The organism is Roseiconus lacunae (genome assembly GCF_008312935.1).
Classification (GTDB): domain Bacteria; phylum Planctomycetota; class Planctomycetia; order Pirellulales; family Pirellulaceae; genus Stieleria; species Stieleria lacunae.
The window spans coordinates 386,467-404,221 of record NZ_VSZO01000007.1 but is presented as its reverse complement, the minus strand read 5'-3'; the positions used below and the strand labels follow the sequence as shown (position 1 = coordinate 404,221).

Below are 17,755 nucleotides of genomic sequence, written 5' to 3'. Positions count from 1 at the left end.
ACAAAGGATACTACCTTCCGTGTCGTGGATTGAACGCATCGTAGAGTCACTCGCGCCGCTTAGCATCGAACAGCACGATGCTAAAGTGATGATTGCGGAATGGTTCTACACAGGCAACGCGTACGACCTGGAACAACCGATCGAACACTGCCAGTTATGCGGCCACCCCGACATTCGATACCAGTTCGAGATTGAGAACGAACACACATCGAACGATCTTCTCGTCGGTTCGGAATGCATTAAGAGATTCAGAATTTCGGCGATTGATGAATCCGGTTCGCGCCTCAGCGAACGTGCCTCACGCGAAAAGGTTGACCGAGACCGAAGCAAGCTGATTCAAGACGCAAAGCAACGTCGCGTTGTAAATGCGCTGGTCGCTCTCTCAATAGCAGACGAGGAGTTCGAGATTGAATCGTTTATCAAATACTATCGCGAACGTGGTGCTTTCACACCCAACCAATTAAAAACGATGATTTGGAGACTGAAGCAGCACTGCATTGACTTCCGGCCCTCAGACTTCAAAATGATTCTCAAACGTCAGCGAGAGCAAGACCAGCTCCGCCGAATGGAGGGCTGGCAGGTCGCGCAACTTTGGCCCTGCATGTCGGCGTCGCAACGTTCGTCCTATGCACGCCGTTACGGCGACCCAACGACGTAGGCAAAATAACCATCCGATGCAACCGAGCGGCGAAGTCGGGCGTTTTGAAGTGGATGATCAACCGGCGCGACTTGGTTATCGCGGGCATTTCACCATCTAGCCATCGACTACGTCCCCCGAGTAAGTGAGCCTACATGAATCCCTACAAGGCACCGTCTGAGACCGAATCGGCGTCGGTCGCGATACCGGAAGGCACCGGCAAAGCGGGTGGCGTCGGCGAAACGATATTCATGATCGGGTTCGTTTGCCTGTTCATCATCGCTATCTCTGGGCTGACTTGGATCTTGGCTCCAACCGCATGACATAGGTATGCCGTGGCCAAGCAAAGCGACTCGTTTCGTTTTCGCACCGGCAGCAGATTATCATCCCAGCTACACCAACGTCCCAACGCTCGTCTGCGTGTTCCATGACGGAAGGAGAGCGCTGTTAGGCAGACTTTCCTTCTTGGGCGTTGGCGATGATTTTTGCGAGAAGCTGGTGGCAATCTTGCATCGTTAGTTTGGCGATGTGATCGGGGCGGCCGGGGAGTTGGGTCGCTTTGAAAAGAAGTTTGGCGAGCGTGTCGATTTTCTTCGCGGCTCGTTCGATGCTGTAATTTGACAATAAACCGAGAACGTCTTGGCACGCGCACCCGCCTCGTCTGAATGCTTCGGGGATCGTCTTTTGCAGATCCCCAGCCATTGTGGTTCGCGGTTGTCGGCTTGGCCTTCGACGACGTTTCATGGGAAGCTACATCTAGAACAGCAGCCACCATTCGTTTTGCTTCCCAGTCGATCAACAAAGAACAAGAACCCCGCTCGTCAGTATGTCTCTAGGTCACTTGCGAAGCGGCTTTCAGCGTTCGCAATGACTCGTCCGGCCGGCGATCCGCTCTTTACAATGCCGCATGAAACGACCGTTGCAAAAATGATCCGGAAAGATCTCGCCGCAGCCCGGGATATGTGGCTTGATCAAGTGACTGGAAAAAAAGAGAACAACGTGAACGCTCCGACTTTTTGGCTGTAGCCAACCCTGAAGGCGAGCAATTCGACTTCCACGCACTTCGACACACTTGTGGCGCTTGGCTCGCACAAGCAGGCGAGAATCCAAAGACGATTAAAACGATCATGCGGCATAGTTCGATCACGCTGACAATGGACACTTACGGCCACCTGTTTCCTGCAGCCGAATCGGACGCGATTGCCAGGCTTTCCGACCGTCATTTCAATGCAGTAGATATGCAGTAACTTCAGCGCCCAACGGCGACCTTTGGCGATCCACAGTGCTTCGCCAACACCGCAACGGCCAATCGAAAATGCATGAAAAAACCCGCGTGAAATGGCTTTCACACGGGTTTTTGCGTAGTAGCGGCAGAGGGACTCGAACCCCCGACACGCGGATTATGATTCCGCTGCTCTAACCAGCTGAGCTATGCCGCCGAGACCGCGTTTTGCGGTGTTTTCTTATGGGCGATGGTTTTACACTCCAACCGTTTTTACAACAAGCCCTCTCCGAAAGTCTGCTCGGTGGGGCATTGCCATGGAGTATTGCCTATCCGTGTTCGTCCAGAAGATTCGTTACTTCGGCTATGGTGGCTTGTCGTCTTTAACAAACGTTGTGGCGTTTGATGGTTCCACAATTTGCAACGCGCGAAACTAACAATTCAATTGATCAGCCGGTCGCGTCGGCCACTGTTGCCGAGTACGAGCGACGTGCAAAGTTCCTGGTGATTGCCGTCGGTTCCCAGACGCGAGTCGCAGTGGAGTCAGTCAAAATCGCCGAAATCGCTGTCGAAGTCGCTGCCCCAGTCGCCGCTACTGCGGCCGCCTTCGAGACCTCCGAGCATGAAAATGGCCCCGACCAGCCCCAAGCCGGCGACCAAAGCTATGCCCACGAATATCTGGTTCTCTTGGATGAAAGTTTCCACGAAGATATCTCCTAAATTGATGGCCACGAGTCATCCTAAACCTAGGTCACTGATTCGCACTCGGTGGTTCGACCATCGCGCGGAATTCTTCTTCGCTCAACACTTCGACGCCGAGCTGATTGGCTTTGTCAAGCTTGCTACCGGCCTTTTCGCCGGCGACCAAAAAGTCCGTGTTTTTGCTTACGCTGCCGCTCGCTCGGCCACCCAGCGACGCGATAAGTTTTTTAATCTCGTCCCGCTTAAAATGAGCCAGCGTTCCGGTGACGACGACCGTTTTTCCTTCTAGTAATAGCGCCGACTCGTCAATTTCGGGGACCTCGTCTTCCAATTTGACACCGGCTTCGCCAAGTTCTCGCATCGTCTGCGATCCATAGTCGCTGTGTAGGAACTCATGCAAACTTGCGGCGATCCGATCACCGATTTCATGGATGCCAGCCAAGTCCTCGGTTGACGCTTCGTTGAGTTTGTCCAACGTCGGATACTTGGCGGTGATCAACGTCGCAACGCGTGGCCCGATATGGCGAATCGAAACGGACGAAAGGACCCGAGCCAGCCCTCGCTGCCTGCTTTCCTCGATTCCTCTGATCAAGTTGTCCGCATTGCGTTTCCCAAAGTTGACCTCGATCAATTTCCCATCTTTGCCCTTCCGCTGCTTTTGCCAATCAAGCTCGGCGAGCTGATCTGAAGTCAATCGGTACAGATCGGCAAAGGTCGCCACTAAACGGTGACTAAGTAGGAGATCGACGACTTCTTCCCCGAGTCCATCGATATCCATTCCCGGACGACTGCCGAAGTAAACGAGTCGTTGTTTGATCTGCGCCGGGCATCGTGGATTAGGGCAACGTATATATACCCCGCCCTCGTCTCGGACGAGCTTCGTTTCACACTGTGGGCAACGTTCGGGGAAACGAAATGGTGTCAGTTCCTTGGTTCGTTCGTGTTTCTCGACGCGGACAACTTTGGGGATTATTTTTCCAGCCTTTTCGACGACGACGACATCACCGATGCGAACGTCCAATCGTTCGATCTCGTCAGCGTTGTGAAGCGACGCGCGCGAGACGGTTGTGTCGGCGATATCGACGGGTTTGAGGTGGGCGACCGGAGTGATCGTGCCGGTCTTTCCGACTTGGACCGTGATGTTTTCCAGAGTTGTTGTCGCTTCATATCGCTCGAATTTGTACGCGATCAGCCAACGAGGACTCTTGCTACGCATTCCAAGGCGTTCACGCTGCCGAAAGTCATCGACTTTGAAAACAATCCCATCGATTTCGAAGGGGAGGTCGGGCATCGCTTCTTCGAGTTTCGCGACAGCTTCGATCGCGTCCTGCCACGAATTGAAAGGGCGAACGTTGGGTGTCATCGGGATCCCATATGATGCGACTTCACGCAAGAACTCCATGTGAGTCGTCGCCTTGAGGCCTTCGACTTGTCCGACCCCATGACAAAAGAATCTTAGCTGTCGCTCGGCCGCGATCGCCGGATCAAGCAAACGGATCGTCCCAGCGGTCACGTTTCGAGTGTTCTTGTACGGTTCGCCACCCGCGGCAACTTGCCGTTTGTTGAGTTCCGAAAGGTCCTCGTTGGTCATGTAAACCTCGCCCCGAACCTCCAAGATTTGGGGGGCGCTCTCGGCGGTTGTCTTCAGTGGCAGATCACGGATGGTTCGGACGTTATGCGTGATATCATCGCCGACCGTTCCGTTACCCCGGGTTAGTCCGAGCGTTAAAACCCCATCTTGGTAACGCACCGATGCCGCGACGCCATCGATCTTATATTCCATCACCCACTTGATCGGTTCACCCTCGAGCAGCTTCTCGGTTCGTTCAAAGTAGGCTCGGAGTTCATCGAGCGAGTATGTGTTGTCGATCGACAGCATCGGGACCGCATGTTCGACTTGACGAAGATGTTCGACCGGGGCGTCACCGATTCGGCGCGTCGGAGAGTCTTCGGTAAGAAGCTGCGGATGCAGGTCTTCAAGATCACGGAGTTCTCGGAGCAGTTGATCGTACTGCAAGTCAGAGATCGTTGGCTTGGCTTCCACATAATACGCATGATCATGCCGTCGTATTTCATCACGAAGTTGCTCGACGCGTGTCGCCGGATCGGTCATCGAAGATCACACCGGAGGTGAGAGAAGACGTGAATGGAGAAAGCCGAAACTGGAGAGCGTCTATGATACGCGATCGTACCAATTCGGGGACCGGTCGATCCTAGTCGCCAGATACTCGGCGGGCGACCGCTGCTGCGTCAAGATCCGAATTCAAGATTAGCCGATTGGCCTTCCGCAGCCGAGCGGAGCCGAAAGGGAAAAGTGATCGTGACGAAACACGAAGGCTCGTCGACGAAGTCGATCTGTCGCGAATTGCCAGCTCGCTTGCTAGGTTGCATTGCCGACGCTAATTTCATCGAGAAAGCGAAGCGTCGCACGCACCTTTGTCGCCACACTTCGCCGTGGGTCTGATTGAGAGCCCCACGCCCTGTTTTACCGCTTAACCCGGCATCGAATATTCATGGCCGAACTTAAACTCGCGATCCGCCTGGACTGCCTAAAACTACCACTAAAAAAATCTCTCGACGTGGCCGCTCGGATGGGCGTTCGTGCCGTGGAGCTAAACGGCCGCGGCGAGGTACATCCGGAAAATCTGACCGAAACGGGACTGCGGCATTTAAAGAAGCTTCTCGATGAACGCAACTTACGGGTCGCTAGTTTACGTTTTCAAACACGCCGTGGGTACGACAATCTTCACGAGCTTCAGCGGAGAGTCGAGGCGACCAAGTCGGCGATGCAGTTGGCCTACAAGTTAGGGGCTGGATCGGTTGTCAACCACATCGGTTACGTCCCTGATGATCAAGCTGATCCTCGTTTTGAGACGTTGGAATCGGTTCTCCAAGACCTTGGCCGCTACGGCGCAAAAGTCGGAGCGTTCTTAGCGGCAGAAACGGGCGCGGAGTCTGGCGAGACGTTGGCATCAATCCTCGACAAAGACGATGAGGGATTCGTCGCGGTTGCTTATAACCCAGGACAGCTGGTCGTCAATCGACATGATGCGGTGGAGGCGCTTCGAGTATTGCGAGGTCGAATCCAAGTTGTCTGTGCGACCGACGGAGTTCTTGATTTGGCGGCGGGACGTGGCATTCGTGTGCCAATCGGGGAAGGCACCGTGGACTACCCCCAAGTTCTGGCGACGCTTGACGACGCAGGCTTCACCGGACCACTCGTCGTCGGGCGTGAGGATTCAAGTTTTGAAGAGATTCAACAGGGTGTTTCGTATCTCCAGAACCTGGTCTTGTTTTAGAGGGCTGTGGGTGTGGTGAGGGTGGCGGTGTTTGGTGGTTGATCGTTGGAACCGCACGCTATCGCAAGGCGGCTGATTGGGATGGAGTAGAGACCGGATCGCGGCGCCATCGATCTTACAGCCGCGGAGTGTTACATCGCAGAGAGGTGTCCAATGAAGCAACCATCGCCGACAGCCAATCGGCTACATTCTGTAGGACCGTCGATTGCTAACGGGCAACCGGCCGTTGTTGACGCTGGTATTTCTTTGCGTTTTCGGCTTGGCCGGTGACTTCGTACAGAAATTGGCTGGGGATTGTCGGGCGTGGCTTGCCCCATTTTCGCCGAGTCAATGCGAGCGACATCGTTAGTTTTTCTTGGGCGCGAGTGATCCCAACGTAGCAGAGGCGTCGTTCTTCGGCGATATCCTCGTCGCGTCCCGATTTGACGCTTCGCGAATGGGGCAATAAGCCTTCTTCCAAGCCAACCATATAAACGACAGGGAACTCCAGGCCTTTCGCGGCGTGCAGCGTCAACAACCAAACGGCGTTTTGCATCGCCAGCTTGTCTTTTTCATTTCCCATCTCGCGACCAGAAAGCGCGATGTCGGCCAAGAAGCCGGTCAAGTCGGCGTTTTCACGGTTGTCTTCGAAAGCGGACAACGCGTTGGTGACTTCGCCAAGCGATGCCATGCGGTTTTGTCGGTCTTCGGGTTCGTCGTATAAACGGTTGATTTCGTCACTATAGGACGTTTGTGTCAGCAGTGTTTCCATCGCCGCCGAGAGCGATTCGCTTTTCGCGCGTGTGTTCACATCGTGGTGAATCGACTGAAGCTGCGCGACACCCCGCTGGGCGGCCGGTGAAAGTTCGGCAACGACGTCGGGCTTTTGCATGATTTGCCAAATCGGAACTCCCGCAGCGACGGCGTGCTCCATCAACGTCTTGACCGCCTTTGGGCTCAACCCACGCGCCGGCGTGTTGATGACTCGCAACAACGAGACTTCGTCGTCAGGCTGATCGATCCATTTCAAGTACGCCACCATGTCGCGTACTTCACGACGATCGAAGAACGATTGGCTTCCCAACATGACGTATGGAACGTCTGCCTTCCGGAGTTCGGTTTCGAACAACCGTGGTTGTTCGTTAGTGCGAAACAAGATCGCGATGTCACGTGGCTGAACGTGCTCATTTTCAATGAGGTGCTTGATTTCGCCCACGACGGACTGGGATTCCTTAATCTCGTCTTTGTGCTGAGCGATTCGTGGCCGGATGCCGTCCGGACGGGAAGGACGCAGGACTTTGTCGTGCCGATACTTGTTGAACTGGATCAAGCGATTCGCCATTTCAAGGATCGACCCGCAACTTCGGTAGTTCGCTTCCAAACAAACAACCTTGGCGTCAGGCCAATCGTTCTTGAAATTCAGGATGTGCGTGACATCGGCGCCCCGCCACGCATAGATGGATTGATCATCATCACCGACGACACAAAGGTTTCGATGTTTGCCGGCCAAATGTTTGGTGATCCGATACTGACTGCCGTTCGTATCTTGGTATTCATCGACCAAGACGTGATCAAATCGACCGGCCTCTTCGTCACGGATCGCCGGATGTTCGTCGAACAGAATCTCGGTTTGCAGGAGCAGGTCATCAAAGTCCATCGCGCCACGACTTTTCAAACCCTCTTGGTAGCGACGGTAGCCCGCCGCGGCGAGGTGTTCTTTGTCATTGGAGGCCTCCAACGGCGCCCGCTCGGGCATGATCGACGCATTTTTCCAATTGCTGATGATGTTCAGTAAGTCACCGGGTTTGAGTGCCGTGCCGGGCAAACGCAATTCTCGCAAAATGGAGCGCGCAAGTGACTCTTGATCGCTGCGGTCATAGATGGAAAACTTGGCGGGATAACCGAGTGCTTTGGCGTGCCGCCTTAAAACTCGGACGCAGTGGGCGTGGAAGGTACTGATCGTTGGCTCAGGCCGTTTCTCACCCTTCTTTTTTCTGCGTTTGGAATACCCCAGCAGCTCACCGATCCGCTCCTTCATTTCGCCGGCGGCCTTGTTGGTGAACGTTACCGCAAGGATACGATCGGGAGAGGTTCCGTTGCGGATCAAATTGGCGATCCGGAACGTGACCACACGGGTCTTACCGGTCCCCGCGCCGGCGAGCACCAAGAGTGGTCCAGAGAGCGTGTTGACCGCGTCTGATTGCGCGGGGTTCAATCCGTGAGCCAACGAGATTCCTGCACGAACGAGAGATTGAAGCCGCCGGTCGGCCAACCCAATGAACGCCGATCCGCAGGCTCAATGCTACTGCATCTGACCGAATCGGCAAGCGACGATTGACTTTCAGGCCCCTACGTAGCGAAAGCTGGCAAGACTTGCGGTGTGGTGCGATTGGGTGATGAGTCGGGGTTGACCGAGAGGCAACCGAAACGCTCGGCGCGTTCCGCTACGGTGACTTTGAGGCGTTAGCGCTGCGAGTCGCGGTCGATCACCGGATCGGCTGAACCGGTCGAGAGCAGCACGAGCGAACCCTGTTGTGGTTTTCCTGAATTGAGGAACGTGCGATTGAATGGAATGTAGTAGCACGCATACATCCCGGTGGATGTGTTCAGGACATAGATGACCGACGACGCCACGGGATTGTTGTTGCTGCTAGGCGCATCGACCAATCCGGTCGCCATCATGTAGCCGGTGCCTTTTCCACTGCCGAGAACGTCTTGGACATTCACGGTGAACAACCCAAGGAATTTCCCCAGTCGCGGATAAACAACCGAACATTGTAGAAGCCCGGAATTGTGATCGAGCACGAAGAGGCCTTCGGCGTCACTGCTGATCAAGCCGGTCGCCATCGAAAACTTTTCGCTCGTGACCGCTGCGGTCGCGTTAAGTGCCGGAAGATTCCACTTGGACGAATCTGCCGAGTTGACAGGTGGCTGCGATGCGTGATGGTCGTGCAGTGCTTGGCTCTGTCCGGCAAAGTATGCGGCCGCGAAACTTGACAACAACGTTGTGGTGGCGAAAAAGGCAATCCATTTTCTGCCCTTTCCGATTCCGTCTGTCGGGGCAGCGGGGTGATCTTGAGGAGGCGTTTGAAGTGGCGATTCGTTGGGATTGAACGTCATGAACGAAGCTCCAGGCGAGCGGTTTGAAGGTTGCTGACGAGCCGGACAAGCGGTTGACGGGGAATTGTAGCGCAGGCGGAGGAACTTTACGATTGCAACCCGCTGAGAATTTTTCCCCTCGAAGCGTTTATTGTCCCCCTTCGCACCACCGAGGTCAACAAAACCGCCATGGCTCTGAATGAACCCCTAAACCGAAAGCTCCGAATGGCACTGGTTGGCGGAGGACAAGGCTCGTTCATCGGCCGCGTCCATTCCATTGCCGCTTGCTTGGACAATCGTGCGACCTTGGTCGCCGGAGCACTCAGTAGCAACCCCGAACGCGCAAAGGCTTCCGCACCGGACTACGGGATCGCTGAAGACCGTGCCTACACCAGCTATCAAGAAATGCTGGAAGCGGAATTGAAACTTCCCGAGGGCGAGCGAATCGATTTCGTCAGCATCGCGACGCCAAACCACGTTCACTTTGAAGTCGCCGATGCGGCAATCAAAGCCGGCTTTAACGTGGTTTGTGACAAGCCGATGACGTTCGATCTTGCCCAGGCAGAACAGCTGCTCGAAACCGTTCAAGCCAACGACGCGGTGTTCGCGCTCTCGCACAACTACACCGGCTATCCGCTCGTTCGCCAAGCACGCGAGATGATCGCTAGCGGTGAATTAGGCGAAATCAATGCCGTCCGCGCCCAGTACATTCAAGGTTGGTTGCGGACGTCGTTGGAAGAAGAAGACCAAAAACAGGCGGCTTGGCGTACCGACCCGAGTAAAAGCGGTGCGGCGGGTGCCTTTGGTGACATCGCGACGCACGCTTACAACCTCGGTCGCTACATGACGGGACTCTTGCCCGATCAAGTGAGCTGCAGCTTGAAAACATTCGTCGAAGGTCGAAAGCTGGATGACTACGGGACCGCCGTGATCCGTTATGAGAACGGCGCCTTGGGAACGGTCACCGCATCCCAGATCAGCCACGGCCGTGAAAACGATTTGGAAATTGAAATCGATGGAACCAAAGGGTCGCTGCGTTGGCGGCAAGAGAATCCCAACGAGATGATCTATCGACAAAACGGCAAGGCGCATCAAATCTTGACTCGCGATCCAAATGCACCCTTCATGAATTCAATGGGGGCCGCCGCTTGCCGCCTGCCGTCGGGGCACCCAGAAGCATTCTTCGAAGCGTTTGCCAACGTGTACGCTTCGGCATTTGACGCGATGGCCGAACGCGCCGCCGGCAAGTCGGTCGAGAAGAAGGACACTGTTTACACGAACTGCTATGATGGCGTCGAAGGGATGTATTTTATCCAGCAGTGTGTCGCCAGCAGCGGTGAAAACGCCGCGTGGGTTCCATTGAAGCACGAAGCCGCACGGCGATAACCAGTCGGTGTACTCGCTCGCCGACGTGACTTTGCAACGCGTTTCGGCGACGGGGATTCACAAGTTGCCTCTCTTGCTCGCCTACTGTCGTACGGCGACTGACGAAAGCAGATGAATCAATTCATTTCTTCGGTCGCGGTGATCATGCCCGCGGCGGGTAGCGGACAACGATTTGGATCGGACCAAAATAAGTTGTTCACGTTGCTCGACGGAAAGCCGATCTGGGAACAAACCGCGACGGTCCTGCGCAGTCACCGAGCGGTCAAGCGGATCGTGATGCCGATATCCGATCGCGACCGGGACTACTTTGTGTCTGTCGGGGCGGCGGCCGTTGCGTCGTTAGGAATTGAACTGGTTTCGGGAGGTGCCCAGCGAACCGAAAGTGTCGGTGCGGGTCTTAATCTGGTAATCGATGATCCGGCGATCGAATTGGTCGCCGTACACGACGCCGCGCGGCCGCTCGTCAAGCCCGGTGAACTCGATCGTGTGTTCGAACGGGCGTCGCAAACCGGCGCTGCAATCCTGGCTAGCCCCGTGACTGCGACCGTCAAGCAAACACTTGACGAGGGGCAATCGTGTCGCACCATCGATCGCAGCACGCTGTGGTTGGCCCAGACACCCCAGGTGTTTCGGCCTTCCATTTTGCGTCAAGCTTATCAGCGACATCGGGGCAGACCCGCGACCGACGATGCCGAATTGGTCTCCCGGACGGGGACAGAGGTCGCACTGGTCGAGTGCTCCGCCGAAAATATTAAAATCACACACCGGGGCGATTTGGCAATTGCCGAAGCCTTGGTGAACAGCCGAAAGCAGAACAGTAAGACAACGAACCACGATGAGTGAACAAGACCTAATTTCCGAGTTGAAGTGGCGCGGGTTGATCCATCAATCAACCGACGAGGCCGGTCTCGATAAACTGCTCCAATCGGGGCCACAGACGGTTTACATTGGGTTCGATCCCACCGCGACATCACTGCATGTCGGTTCCCTGATGCAGTTAATGATGCTGCGCCGTTTTCAGAATGCCGGGCACCGACCGATCGCGCTCGTTGGTGGGGCGACTGGCATGATTGGTGATCCCAGCGGTAAAAGCGAAGAACGCAACTTGCTAACGGCGGATCAGCTGGACGCTAACGTAGCCGGCATCGAAAACCAGATGCGAAAGTATTTGTCCTTCGAAGGCGATCAGGCAGCGTTGTTGCTCAATAACTTCGATTGGATGAAGGAGTACAGCTACCTCGAATTTTTGCGTGATATCGGCAAAAACTTTCCCGTCGGTGCGATGATGGGAAAGGAATCGGTGCGTGCGCGATTGGGCAGCGAGGCAGGGTTGAGCTACACCGAATTTAGCTACATGCTGCTACAGGCCTATGACTTCGTGTACCTATGCAAGAATCATGACTGTCGGATTCAGGCAGGTGGCAGCGATCAATGGGGCAATGTGACCGCCGGAATCGATTTGGCGCGGCGAATGTTGTCAAAACAGGTTTTTGGTCTGACCGCGCCCCTGTTGACGACGTCCGACGGTCGCAAAATGGGCAAAACCGAGAAGGGAACGGTTTGGTTGGATCCAGAAAAGACCAGCCCCTACGAGTTTTTCCAATACTGGGTCAATGTGGACGATAGCGATGTGATGCGATGCATTGCCTACCTGACTGAAATTGACCAAGACGAGTACAACCGCCTGGCCGAAGCGACGAAATCTGATCCGGCCGCTCGCACGGCTCAAAAGCGACTCGCCGAATGGCTCGTGAATTTCGTTCATGGTGAAGACGGCATTCGGTCCGCCCAGGCTGCCAGCAAGGTGCTCTTCGGCGGTGAAATCGAAGCATTGGATGATCACCAACTCGGACAGATTTTCGCCGACGTTCCCAATAAGCAACTCAATCGCGACATGCTGTCCGGCGAAGGATTGTGGATCGTCGAAGCACTGCAATTGGCCGGGTTAGCAACCAGCAGTAGCGATGCCCGCCGAGGCATTAAAGAGGGGGGCGTTTACCTCAATAACCGGCGTACAACCGACATGAACCTCAAATTGACCGAGTCAGACTTGGCGAGTGAGTCGGTGATGATCTTACGGCGCGGTAAAAAGAAGTACGCTTTGTTAAAATTTGCTTGAGCGGTCGTTATCTCCGCCCCCCGTGTGATGACGATCGAAACCTTTTCATTTGGCGTTGGTTTCATCTTCTATGAACGCACAAAAACAACTCTTCGGCGGATTTTTGGTCGCACTCCTGGTCGTTTGTACCACGCCTGCGGTTGCGCAGCGAGGCGGAGATGACGACGGCGGACGTGGCGGTTTTCGCGGCGGACCTCCCGGAGGCTTTCGCGGAGGCCCTCCCGGTGGTGGATTCCCGGGTGGAGGCCCTCCCGGCGGTGGGTTTCGTGGAGGTTCACCCGGTGGCGACCGCGGCGGCGCTCCCGGCGGCGACCGAGGCGGTCGGGGGGGAGACCGAGGCGGACGAGGTGGCGATCGTGGCGGTTTTGATCCGAGCAGCTTTTTGAGCCGGCTGGATCGCAACGGTAACGGCACCATCGATCCGGATGAACAGCAGGGGCCGGCACAGTTTCTGATTCAACGATTGCAATCCGCCGACCCAAGCATCAAGCCGGGGCAACCGATTTCGATCAAGCGAGTCACCGACGCATTCCAAAAAATGCGTGAAGGCGGCGGGCGCGACTCTTCACGAGGCTCTTCGGGGTCTGACGATGATGGTTTGACGCCTGATTTGCTTGTCCCTGGCTTCGGAGCCGAAGTCGAAGAAGAAGCTCTTCCGACACTACTCGGTTTCGGCGCCGCGGCTGAGATGATGTCCGTTGCGGTGACCGACAAGGACCGCGAAGAAGCTCGGAACACGATTCGCCGCTACGACCGAAACCGCAACGGTGTGTTGGACAAGAACGAGATTACCAGTCGTTTCTCCGGCAATCCTCTCGATTTCGATCGCAATAAGGACGGCCGTTTGACTGAAAATGAATTGGCCGTTCGGTACGCTCGACGTCGAGAAACGACCGAAGATTCTCGGCGTGATGACCGTGACCGTCGTCGTGATCGCGACCGCGATTCGGGCGATTCAGAGTTAGTTGACGTGTATGGCGGGCGGAAATCGTACCGTGTGATGTCCGATGAAGACTTGCCCAAGGATCTTCCAGGCTACTTTGCCGAGAAAGATAAGAATCGAGATGGCCAAATCGAAATGGCTGAGTTCGCCGAGAAGTGGGACGACGATACGGTTGCCGATTTCTTTCGATCGGATCTCAACCGTGATGGGTTCATCACGATCCCGGAGGCGTATCAAGCGGTCGAAGAAAATGCGTCCGCCACGACGATGGCGTCAACGAGTGGTAGTTCAGATTCGTCATCAAATACATCCGCAGCTGCCGCACCGGCTGGGAAAGCAGATGACAAGATGATCGGTTACGCCGAGCGGATCATCGGTCGTTACGACAAGAATAACGACAAACAACTCGTCAAAAGCGAGTACGAAAAGATGTTGATGAGTCCGGTGGATGCCGACGCCAACAAAGACGGCATCATCACCGTAAACGAATACGCGTTGTGGATGCAATCACGACGGAGTCGCTGAGCCCCGTTGTCAGCGAGCCACATCATCGGCTGAGCGATCGCGGTTGGGCCGCTGTCGTGGTAACCGCACGCTATTGCGTAGCGGCTGATAAGTACGACTGCGCGATCACGTGGCGGTAGAAGAGTGCAATCGAGATTGAATCCGTGCTGTACGTTGGAGGCGACCCTCACACAAAGCTACATCGCTTATGGCTGCTCCACTTAAGTCCTGACCAGGTTCACGACTCACAGTCGCAAGGGTCGCCACCGACGTACAGCGTTAGATTTGTTGTCTAATTTGGATTCGTTATCAGATGTTAGTTGGTTCGTTTTCTGAAGGCCGTTCCCGGAGAAGGAGTCCGAGAAACCGCGAAACAGAGGAAAACACCAACCAGAAGCTCAACGCCCGCGATTGCTCACGGTGAAATCCGACCTTCATTCGAATCTGGTCGAACTCGCGTTGGTCGCCTGCGTTTGGCGACGGGAGCAGAAGCTTAACGTGACTGACACAGTTTGCAAAGGCACTCTGCCCTGGTTCTTTGGTGAACGTTCGGATTGATTGCTCCTCAATCTTTAGCCAATCGGAGTGACGGGAAATCGAATCCTCCTGTAAGCCCGATTAAGTCGTCTGCTTTCTCCTTGGCGTGAGCATGAATCTTGGCCATAATGCTGGCTTCCCGCCTGAATCCAGGCTTACGAACGAGAGGCTGGCGTTGCTCGAAACGAGTCGAGTGAACGTTCCGGTCGGGGAAAGTGAACTCAGTATGGCGTGACTTGGCAATCTCAGATTTGCCCCAACCCGTCAACGTTGGGACGAGTCTGGTTCCTTCTGGATGCACGAAAATTGAGTCTTCACTAACCCTCTCGGCCCCCCAGGTGAGAGAACCGTTGGGGACCGTAAGCTACCTTGCCCACTTGCCTAGCATCGGAGCGCTCCGCGATCGTGAAACATCTTCTCTTATCCCCGTTGCGACTGGTGGTCGGCTGGGGAATCTCGCCTCGGATACTGGGAATCCTCGCGATTGCCATGCTTGTCCTGCTTCGGTTGACGATTGGATTTCATTTTTTCACCGAAGGCCGCGATAAAGTCCGCCAAGGCGATTGGGACGCGGCACCGTTTTTCGCCAATGCCAAAGGCCCTTATGAAGAACACTTCCACCAAATGGTGTGGGACCGTCACGGCGAGTTCCGTTTGAACCCCGAGAATCACGAATGGTGGTTGGGTGAGTATGCCGACCGCGCGGCCGACTACTATCAGTTCACCGACAAAGAAAAGAAGGCCACCGACGATGCGTTGAAAACGTTGCTCAAGAACCTGGAATTGATCCTGGAGAGCAACGCCGACGAGATCCGTGAGTATAAACTTGGCCTCGCTCAGGTCGAAAAGCTGCGTCAAGACCCTGCCCGTCAGGGGGTCGAAAGTCTTGCCGACCAAGTCCAAACAGTCCGGCGGGAGAACGACGCCAAGATTAAACCAGTCCTGGCGGAAATCGACCAATTGTGGAGTGCTTACGAAGGCACCGTTAATTCTCTCGCCGCCCCGAATCAACGACAACAGTCGCCACCGATTCAAATCACCCGGCCCCGATTGGAACGCGTCGACACGTCACTGCTCAATCGAGTGGTGCCCTACTTTGATTTGGCGATCGGATGGTGTTTGCTTTTGGGGTTGTTTACACCCGTTGCCGCGTTAGCCGCCGCAGGTTTTCTCGGTTCAGTATTCCTGAGCCAATTGCCACCCGCGACGGGGCCCAGCAGCACGATGTATCAGTTGGTCGAGTGCATGGCCTGCTTGGTATTAGCCGCGACCGGGGCCGGACGATTCGCCGGCTTGGATTACTTCTTGCACCTGATCGTTCGAAAGTCGCTGGCGAAAGATCCGGTCGAAAAGAAGTAAGCTGAAAGTACAAAACCGGATAAACTCAAAGGACGCAGCTAGATCAGCCGTCCTTGTCGCGTTCCCACTCAATCAACAATACAAAACACCCGTTTCGAGGATATCAAGATGGTCGACAAGCTTTCTGCGGACGAGCGTACCGTCGGAGAAGAGAATTACTACAACGCCGTTTCAAGCTACTACGATGTTAACCGACGCGATTTTTTGCGCGGCATCGTTGGTGCCGGTGTGGTCAGTGGTGCGGGACTAGGAGCCGCTTATTTCGGTTACGGCGAAGTCAAGGATCCTGTCCGCGTTGCCGTCATCGGAACCGGTGACGAGGGCAACGTCTTGATCGGCGGTTGTAATCCAAACTACGTCGACGTCCGTGCGATCTGTGACATTCGACCCTTTAGTCAACACCGTGCTTTTCACGGTGACTGTAGTAGCGCATCGGCGTTGGTCCGCCGTCCCGGTTTGATCCGCGTTGCAGGATACAAAGACGAATCGGAGGCGCGGAAGCATGTCAAGGTTTACGATGGTCTCACGACCGGTGGCATCATGGAATGTTTGGATGATCCAGACATCGAAGCTGTCATTATCGCGTTGCCGCTTTGGTTGCATGCCCCCGTGGCCGCACTCGCGATGGAGCGTGGCTTGCATGTGTTGACTGAAAAGCTGATGGCCCACAATGTCGCCCAGTGCAAAGTGATGAGCCGGATGGCGGCTGAACTGAAGGACAAAAAGGGCAACCCCATTCACTTGGCCACCGGTCACCAACGGCACTACAACGTCAAGTACGAAAACGCCGTGAACTTGATCCGTTGGGGACTGCTCGGACAATTGCACCACATCCGCGCACAGTGGCACCGTGGAAACTTGCCGGGCCGGGATAGTTGGTCGATGCCAATTCCCGGTGGCGAAAAGGACGAAAACGGCAAGCTCTTTGATCGCATCGCCAAGGACTTGGACCATCGGCGCCGGGCACTCGAAAACGCGACCTCTGCGGCGGACATCGAACGTCTTCAAGCCGAAGTCGCTCAGTGGGAAGCTTGGGATGCCGACAAAATGCTGAACGATCAGCTATCGAAGTTTGGCTACAACGACTTCAGCGTCAAATTTCCCGGCGGCAAAGAAGAGATGTTCTCGGCAGCCGAAGAACTTCACCGCTGGCGTTTATTCCAACGAACCGGTGCAGGTTTGATGGCTGAACTCGGCAGTCACCAACTTGACGCAGTCAGTATTTTCCTGTCGTCACTGCGTGAAGACGGAAAGAAAGTTCATCCATTGTCGGTTCATGCCGTCGGCGGACGCCACATCATGCCGCGTGACCGTGAAGTCGGCGACCATATTTACTGCACGTTCGAGTTCCCCGGACCAGAGTATCCCGAAACGTTTGACGTCGGTTACCACGATCGCGTTGAAGGCTATCCCAATGGTGCCGTCCCCGGTTACGAACAAGACCCGAACAAGAAGGTCGTCGTAACTTACAGCACGATCAACGGGAACGGTTTCGGCGGTTGGGGCGAAGTCGTGATGGGGAGCAAGGGTACCTTGGTCTTGGATAAAGAACAGGACGTCTTGCTGTACCGCAATAGCGACACCAGCAGCAAGGTTGGTGTAAAGAAGGACGCCGCCGGATCCTACGCTCTGGACACCAGCGCCAGCGGTGACTTTGCCGCTCCGGTTGCCCAGGCAGCCGCGACCGGTCCGGTCAGCCGTGGCTACCGCGAGGAAATCGAGCACTGGGCATTCTGCATTCGCAACCCCGACCCAGAGAACAAGCCACGTTGTTATCCAGAAGTCGCAATGGGCGATGCGGTGATCGCACTCGGTGCCAACCAAGCACTCAAGAACGCGGCTGCCGGAAAAGGCGGCTACTTGCAGTTCAAAGAAGAATGGTTCGACGTGAACAGTGACGAAACCCCTGATGGAAGCGACATCGCTCGCGAACAGGAGGCCATGCTCAAGGACGTGTCCTAGGGCCGGG

The 17,755-nt window shown here is 55.4% G+C and carries 15 protein-coding genes, 1 tRNA gene and 1 other RNA gene; 11 read left to right on the top strand and 6 right to left on the bottom strand.

The features are described 5' to 3' along the window. Positions 1-19: 19 nt before the first annotated feature. Together FYC48_RS11565 and FYC48_RS27750 are read left to right on the top strand one after the other, a co-directional pair. On the top strand, positions 20-658 hold the full coding sequence (locus tag FYC48_RS11565) for a hypothetical protein (RefSeq protein WP_149496853.1): 639 nt from the start codon (positions 20-22) through the stop codon (positions 656-658). A 134-nt stretch (positions 659-792) separates the two neighbouring features. Further along, on the top strand, positions 793-960 hold the full coding sequence (locus FYC48_RS27750; RefSeq protein WP_160149463.1) for a hypothetical protein: 168 nt from the start codon (positions 793-795) through the stop codon (positions 958-960). A 124-nt stretch (positions 961-1,084) separates the two neighbouring features. Here the strand turns inward: FYC48_RS27750 and FYC48_RS11560 are convergent, their stop codons facing one another. Then, positions 1,085-1,381, bottom strand: a complete 297-nt coding sequence (locus FYC48_RS11560; RefSeq protein WP_160149462.1) for a hypothetical protein — start codon at positions 1,379-1,381, stop codon at positions 1,085-1,087. A gap of 272 nt (positions 1,382-1,653) precedes the next feature. On the opposite strand from FYC48_RS11560, the gene FYC48_RS28810 reads away from it, so the two are divergent. After that, on the top strand, positions 1,654-1,884 hold the full coding sequence (locus FYC48_RS28810) for a tyrosine-type recombinase/integrase (RefSeq protein ID WP_149496851.1): 231 nt from the start codon (positions 1,654-1,656) through the stop codon (positions 1,882-1,884). A 118-nt stretch (positions 1,885-2,002) separates the two neighbouring features. Here FYC48_RS28810 and FYC48_RS11550 read toward each other — a convergent pair. Further along, a tRNA-Met gene (locus tag FYC48_RS11550) sits at positions 2,003-2,076 on the bottom strand. A 188-nt stretch (positions 2,077-2,264) separates the two neighbouring features. On the opposite strand from FYC48_RS11550, the gene FYC48_RS11545 reads away from it, so the two are divergent. Further along, a complete protein-coding gene (locus tag FYC48_RS11545; RefSeq protein ID WP_149496850.1) occupies positions 2,265-2,579 on the top strand; it encodes a hypothetical protein in 315 nt (104 codons plus the stop codon). Positions 2,580-2,610: 31 nt separating this feature from the next. On the opposite strand, the gene ligA is transcribed toward FYC48_RS11545, so the two are convergent. Continuing rightward, positions 2,611-4,674, bottom strand: coding sequence for an NAD-dependent DNA ligase LigA (ligA, locus tag FYC48_RS11540; protein WP_149496849.1), 2,064 nt, complete (start codon positions 4,672-4,674; stop codon positions 2,611-2,613). A 400-nt stretch (positions 4,675-5,074) separates the two neighbouring features. Here ligA and FYC48_RS11535 point away from each other — a divergent pair, with 400 nt between their 5' ends. After that, the gene (locus FYC48_RS11535) at positions 5,075-5,860 is read left to right on the top strand and encodes a sugar phosphate isomerase/epimerase family protein (RefSeq protein ID WP_149496848.1); all 786 of its coding nucleotides are present in this window, start codon (positions 5,075-5,077) and stop codon (positions 5,858-5,860) included. A 208-nt stretch (positions 5,861-6,068) separates the two neighbouring features. On the opposite strand, the gene FYC48_RS11530 is transcribed toward FYC48_RS11535, so the two are convergent. Both FYC48_RS11530 and FYC48_RS11525 read right to left on the bottom strand, forming a co-directional pair. Beyond that, complete coding sequence (locus FYC48_RS11530) at positions 6,069-8,072, bottom strand: ATP-dependent helicase (RefSeq protein ID WP_149496883.1); 2,004 nt, start codon at positions 8,070-8,072, stop codon at positions 6,069-6,071. A gap of 230 nt (positions 8,073-8,302) precedes the next feature. After that, a complete protein-coding gene (locus tag FYC48_RS11525) occupies positions 8,303-8,959 on the bottom strand; it encodes a hypothetical protein (RefSeq protein ID WP_149496847.1) in 657 nt (218 codons plus the stop codon). 204 nt (positions 8,960-9,163) lie between these two features. Between FYC48_RS11525 and FYC48_RS11520 the strand changes: the two genes are divergently transcribed. From FYC48_RS11520 to FYC48_RS11505, 4 genes are all read left to right on the top strand, one after another. Next, positions 9,164-10,324, top strand: a complete 1,161-nt coding sequence (locus tag FYC48_RS11520; protein WP_149496846.1) for a Gfo/Idh/MocA family protein — start codon at positions 9,164-9,166, stop codon at positions 10,322-10,324. Positions 10,325-10,435: 111 nt separating this feature from the next. Continuing rightward, positions 10,436-11,167 (top strand): 2-C-methyl-D-erythritol 4-phosphate cytidylyltransferase, encoded by a 732-nt coding sequence (gene ispD, locus FYC48_RS11515; RefSeq protein WP_200836587.1) that lies wholly within the window; start codon positions 10,436-10,438, stop codon positions 11,165-11,167. Continuing rightward, positions 11,160-12,443, top strand: coding sequence for a tyrosine--tRNA ligase (tyrS, locus tag FYC48_RS11510; protein ID WP_149496845.1), 1,284 nt, complete (start codon positions 11,160-11,162; stop codon positions 12,441-12,443). The genes ispD and tyrS overlap by 8 nt, the downstream gene beginning before the upstream one ends. Positions 12,444-12,513: 70 nt before the next feature. Then, positions 12,514-13,911, top strand: coding sequence for an EF-hand domain-containing protein (locus tag FYC48_RS11505; RefSeq protein WP_149496844.1), 1,398 nt, complete (start codon positions 12,514-12,516; stop codon positions 13,909-13,911). 152 nt (positions 13,912-14,063) lie between these two features. On the opposite strand, the gene ffs is transcribed toward FYC48_RS11505, so the two are convergent. Then, positions 14,064-14,158, bottom strand: an RNA gene (ffs, locus tag FYC48_RS11500) — signal recognition particle sRNA small type. Between the two features lie 674 nt (positions 14,159-14,832). Here ffs and FYC48_RS11495 point away from each other — a divergent pair. Next, the gene (locus tag FYC48_RS11495; protein WP_149496843.1) at positions 14,833-15,786 is read left to right on the top strand and encodes a DoxX family protein; all 954 of its coding nucleotides are present in this window, start codon (positions 14,833-14,835) and stop codon (positions 15,784-15,786) included. Positions 15,787-15,894: 108 nt separating this feature from the next. Next, positions 15,895-17,748, top strand: coding sequence for a Gfo/Idh/MocA family protein (locus FYC48_RS11490; protein WP_149496842.1), 1,854 nt, complete (start codon positions 15,895-15,897; stop codon positions 17,746-17,748). Positions 17,749-17,755 lie beyond the last annotated feature (7 nt).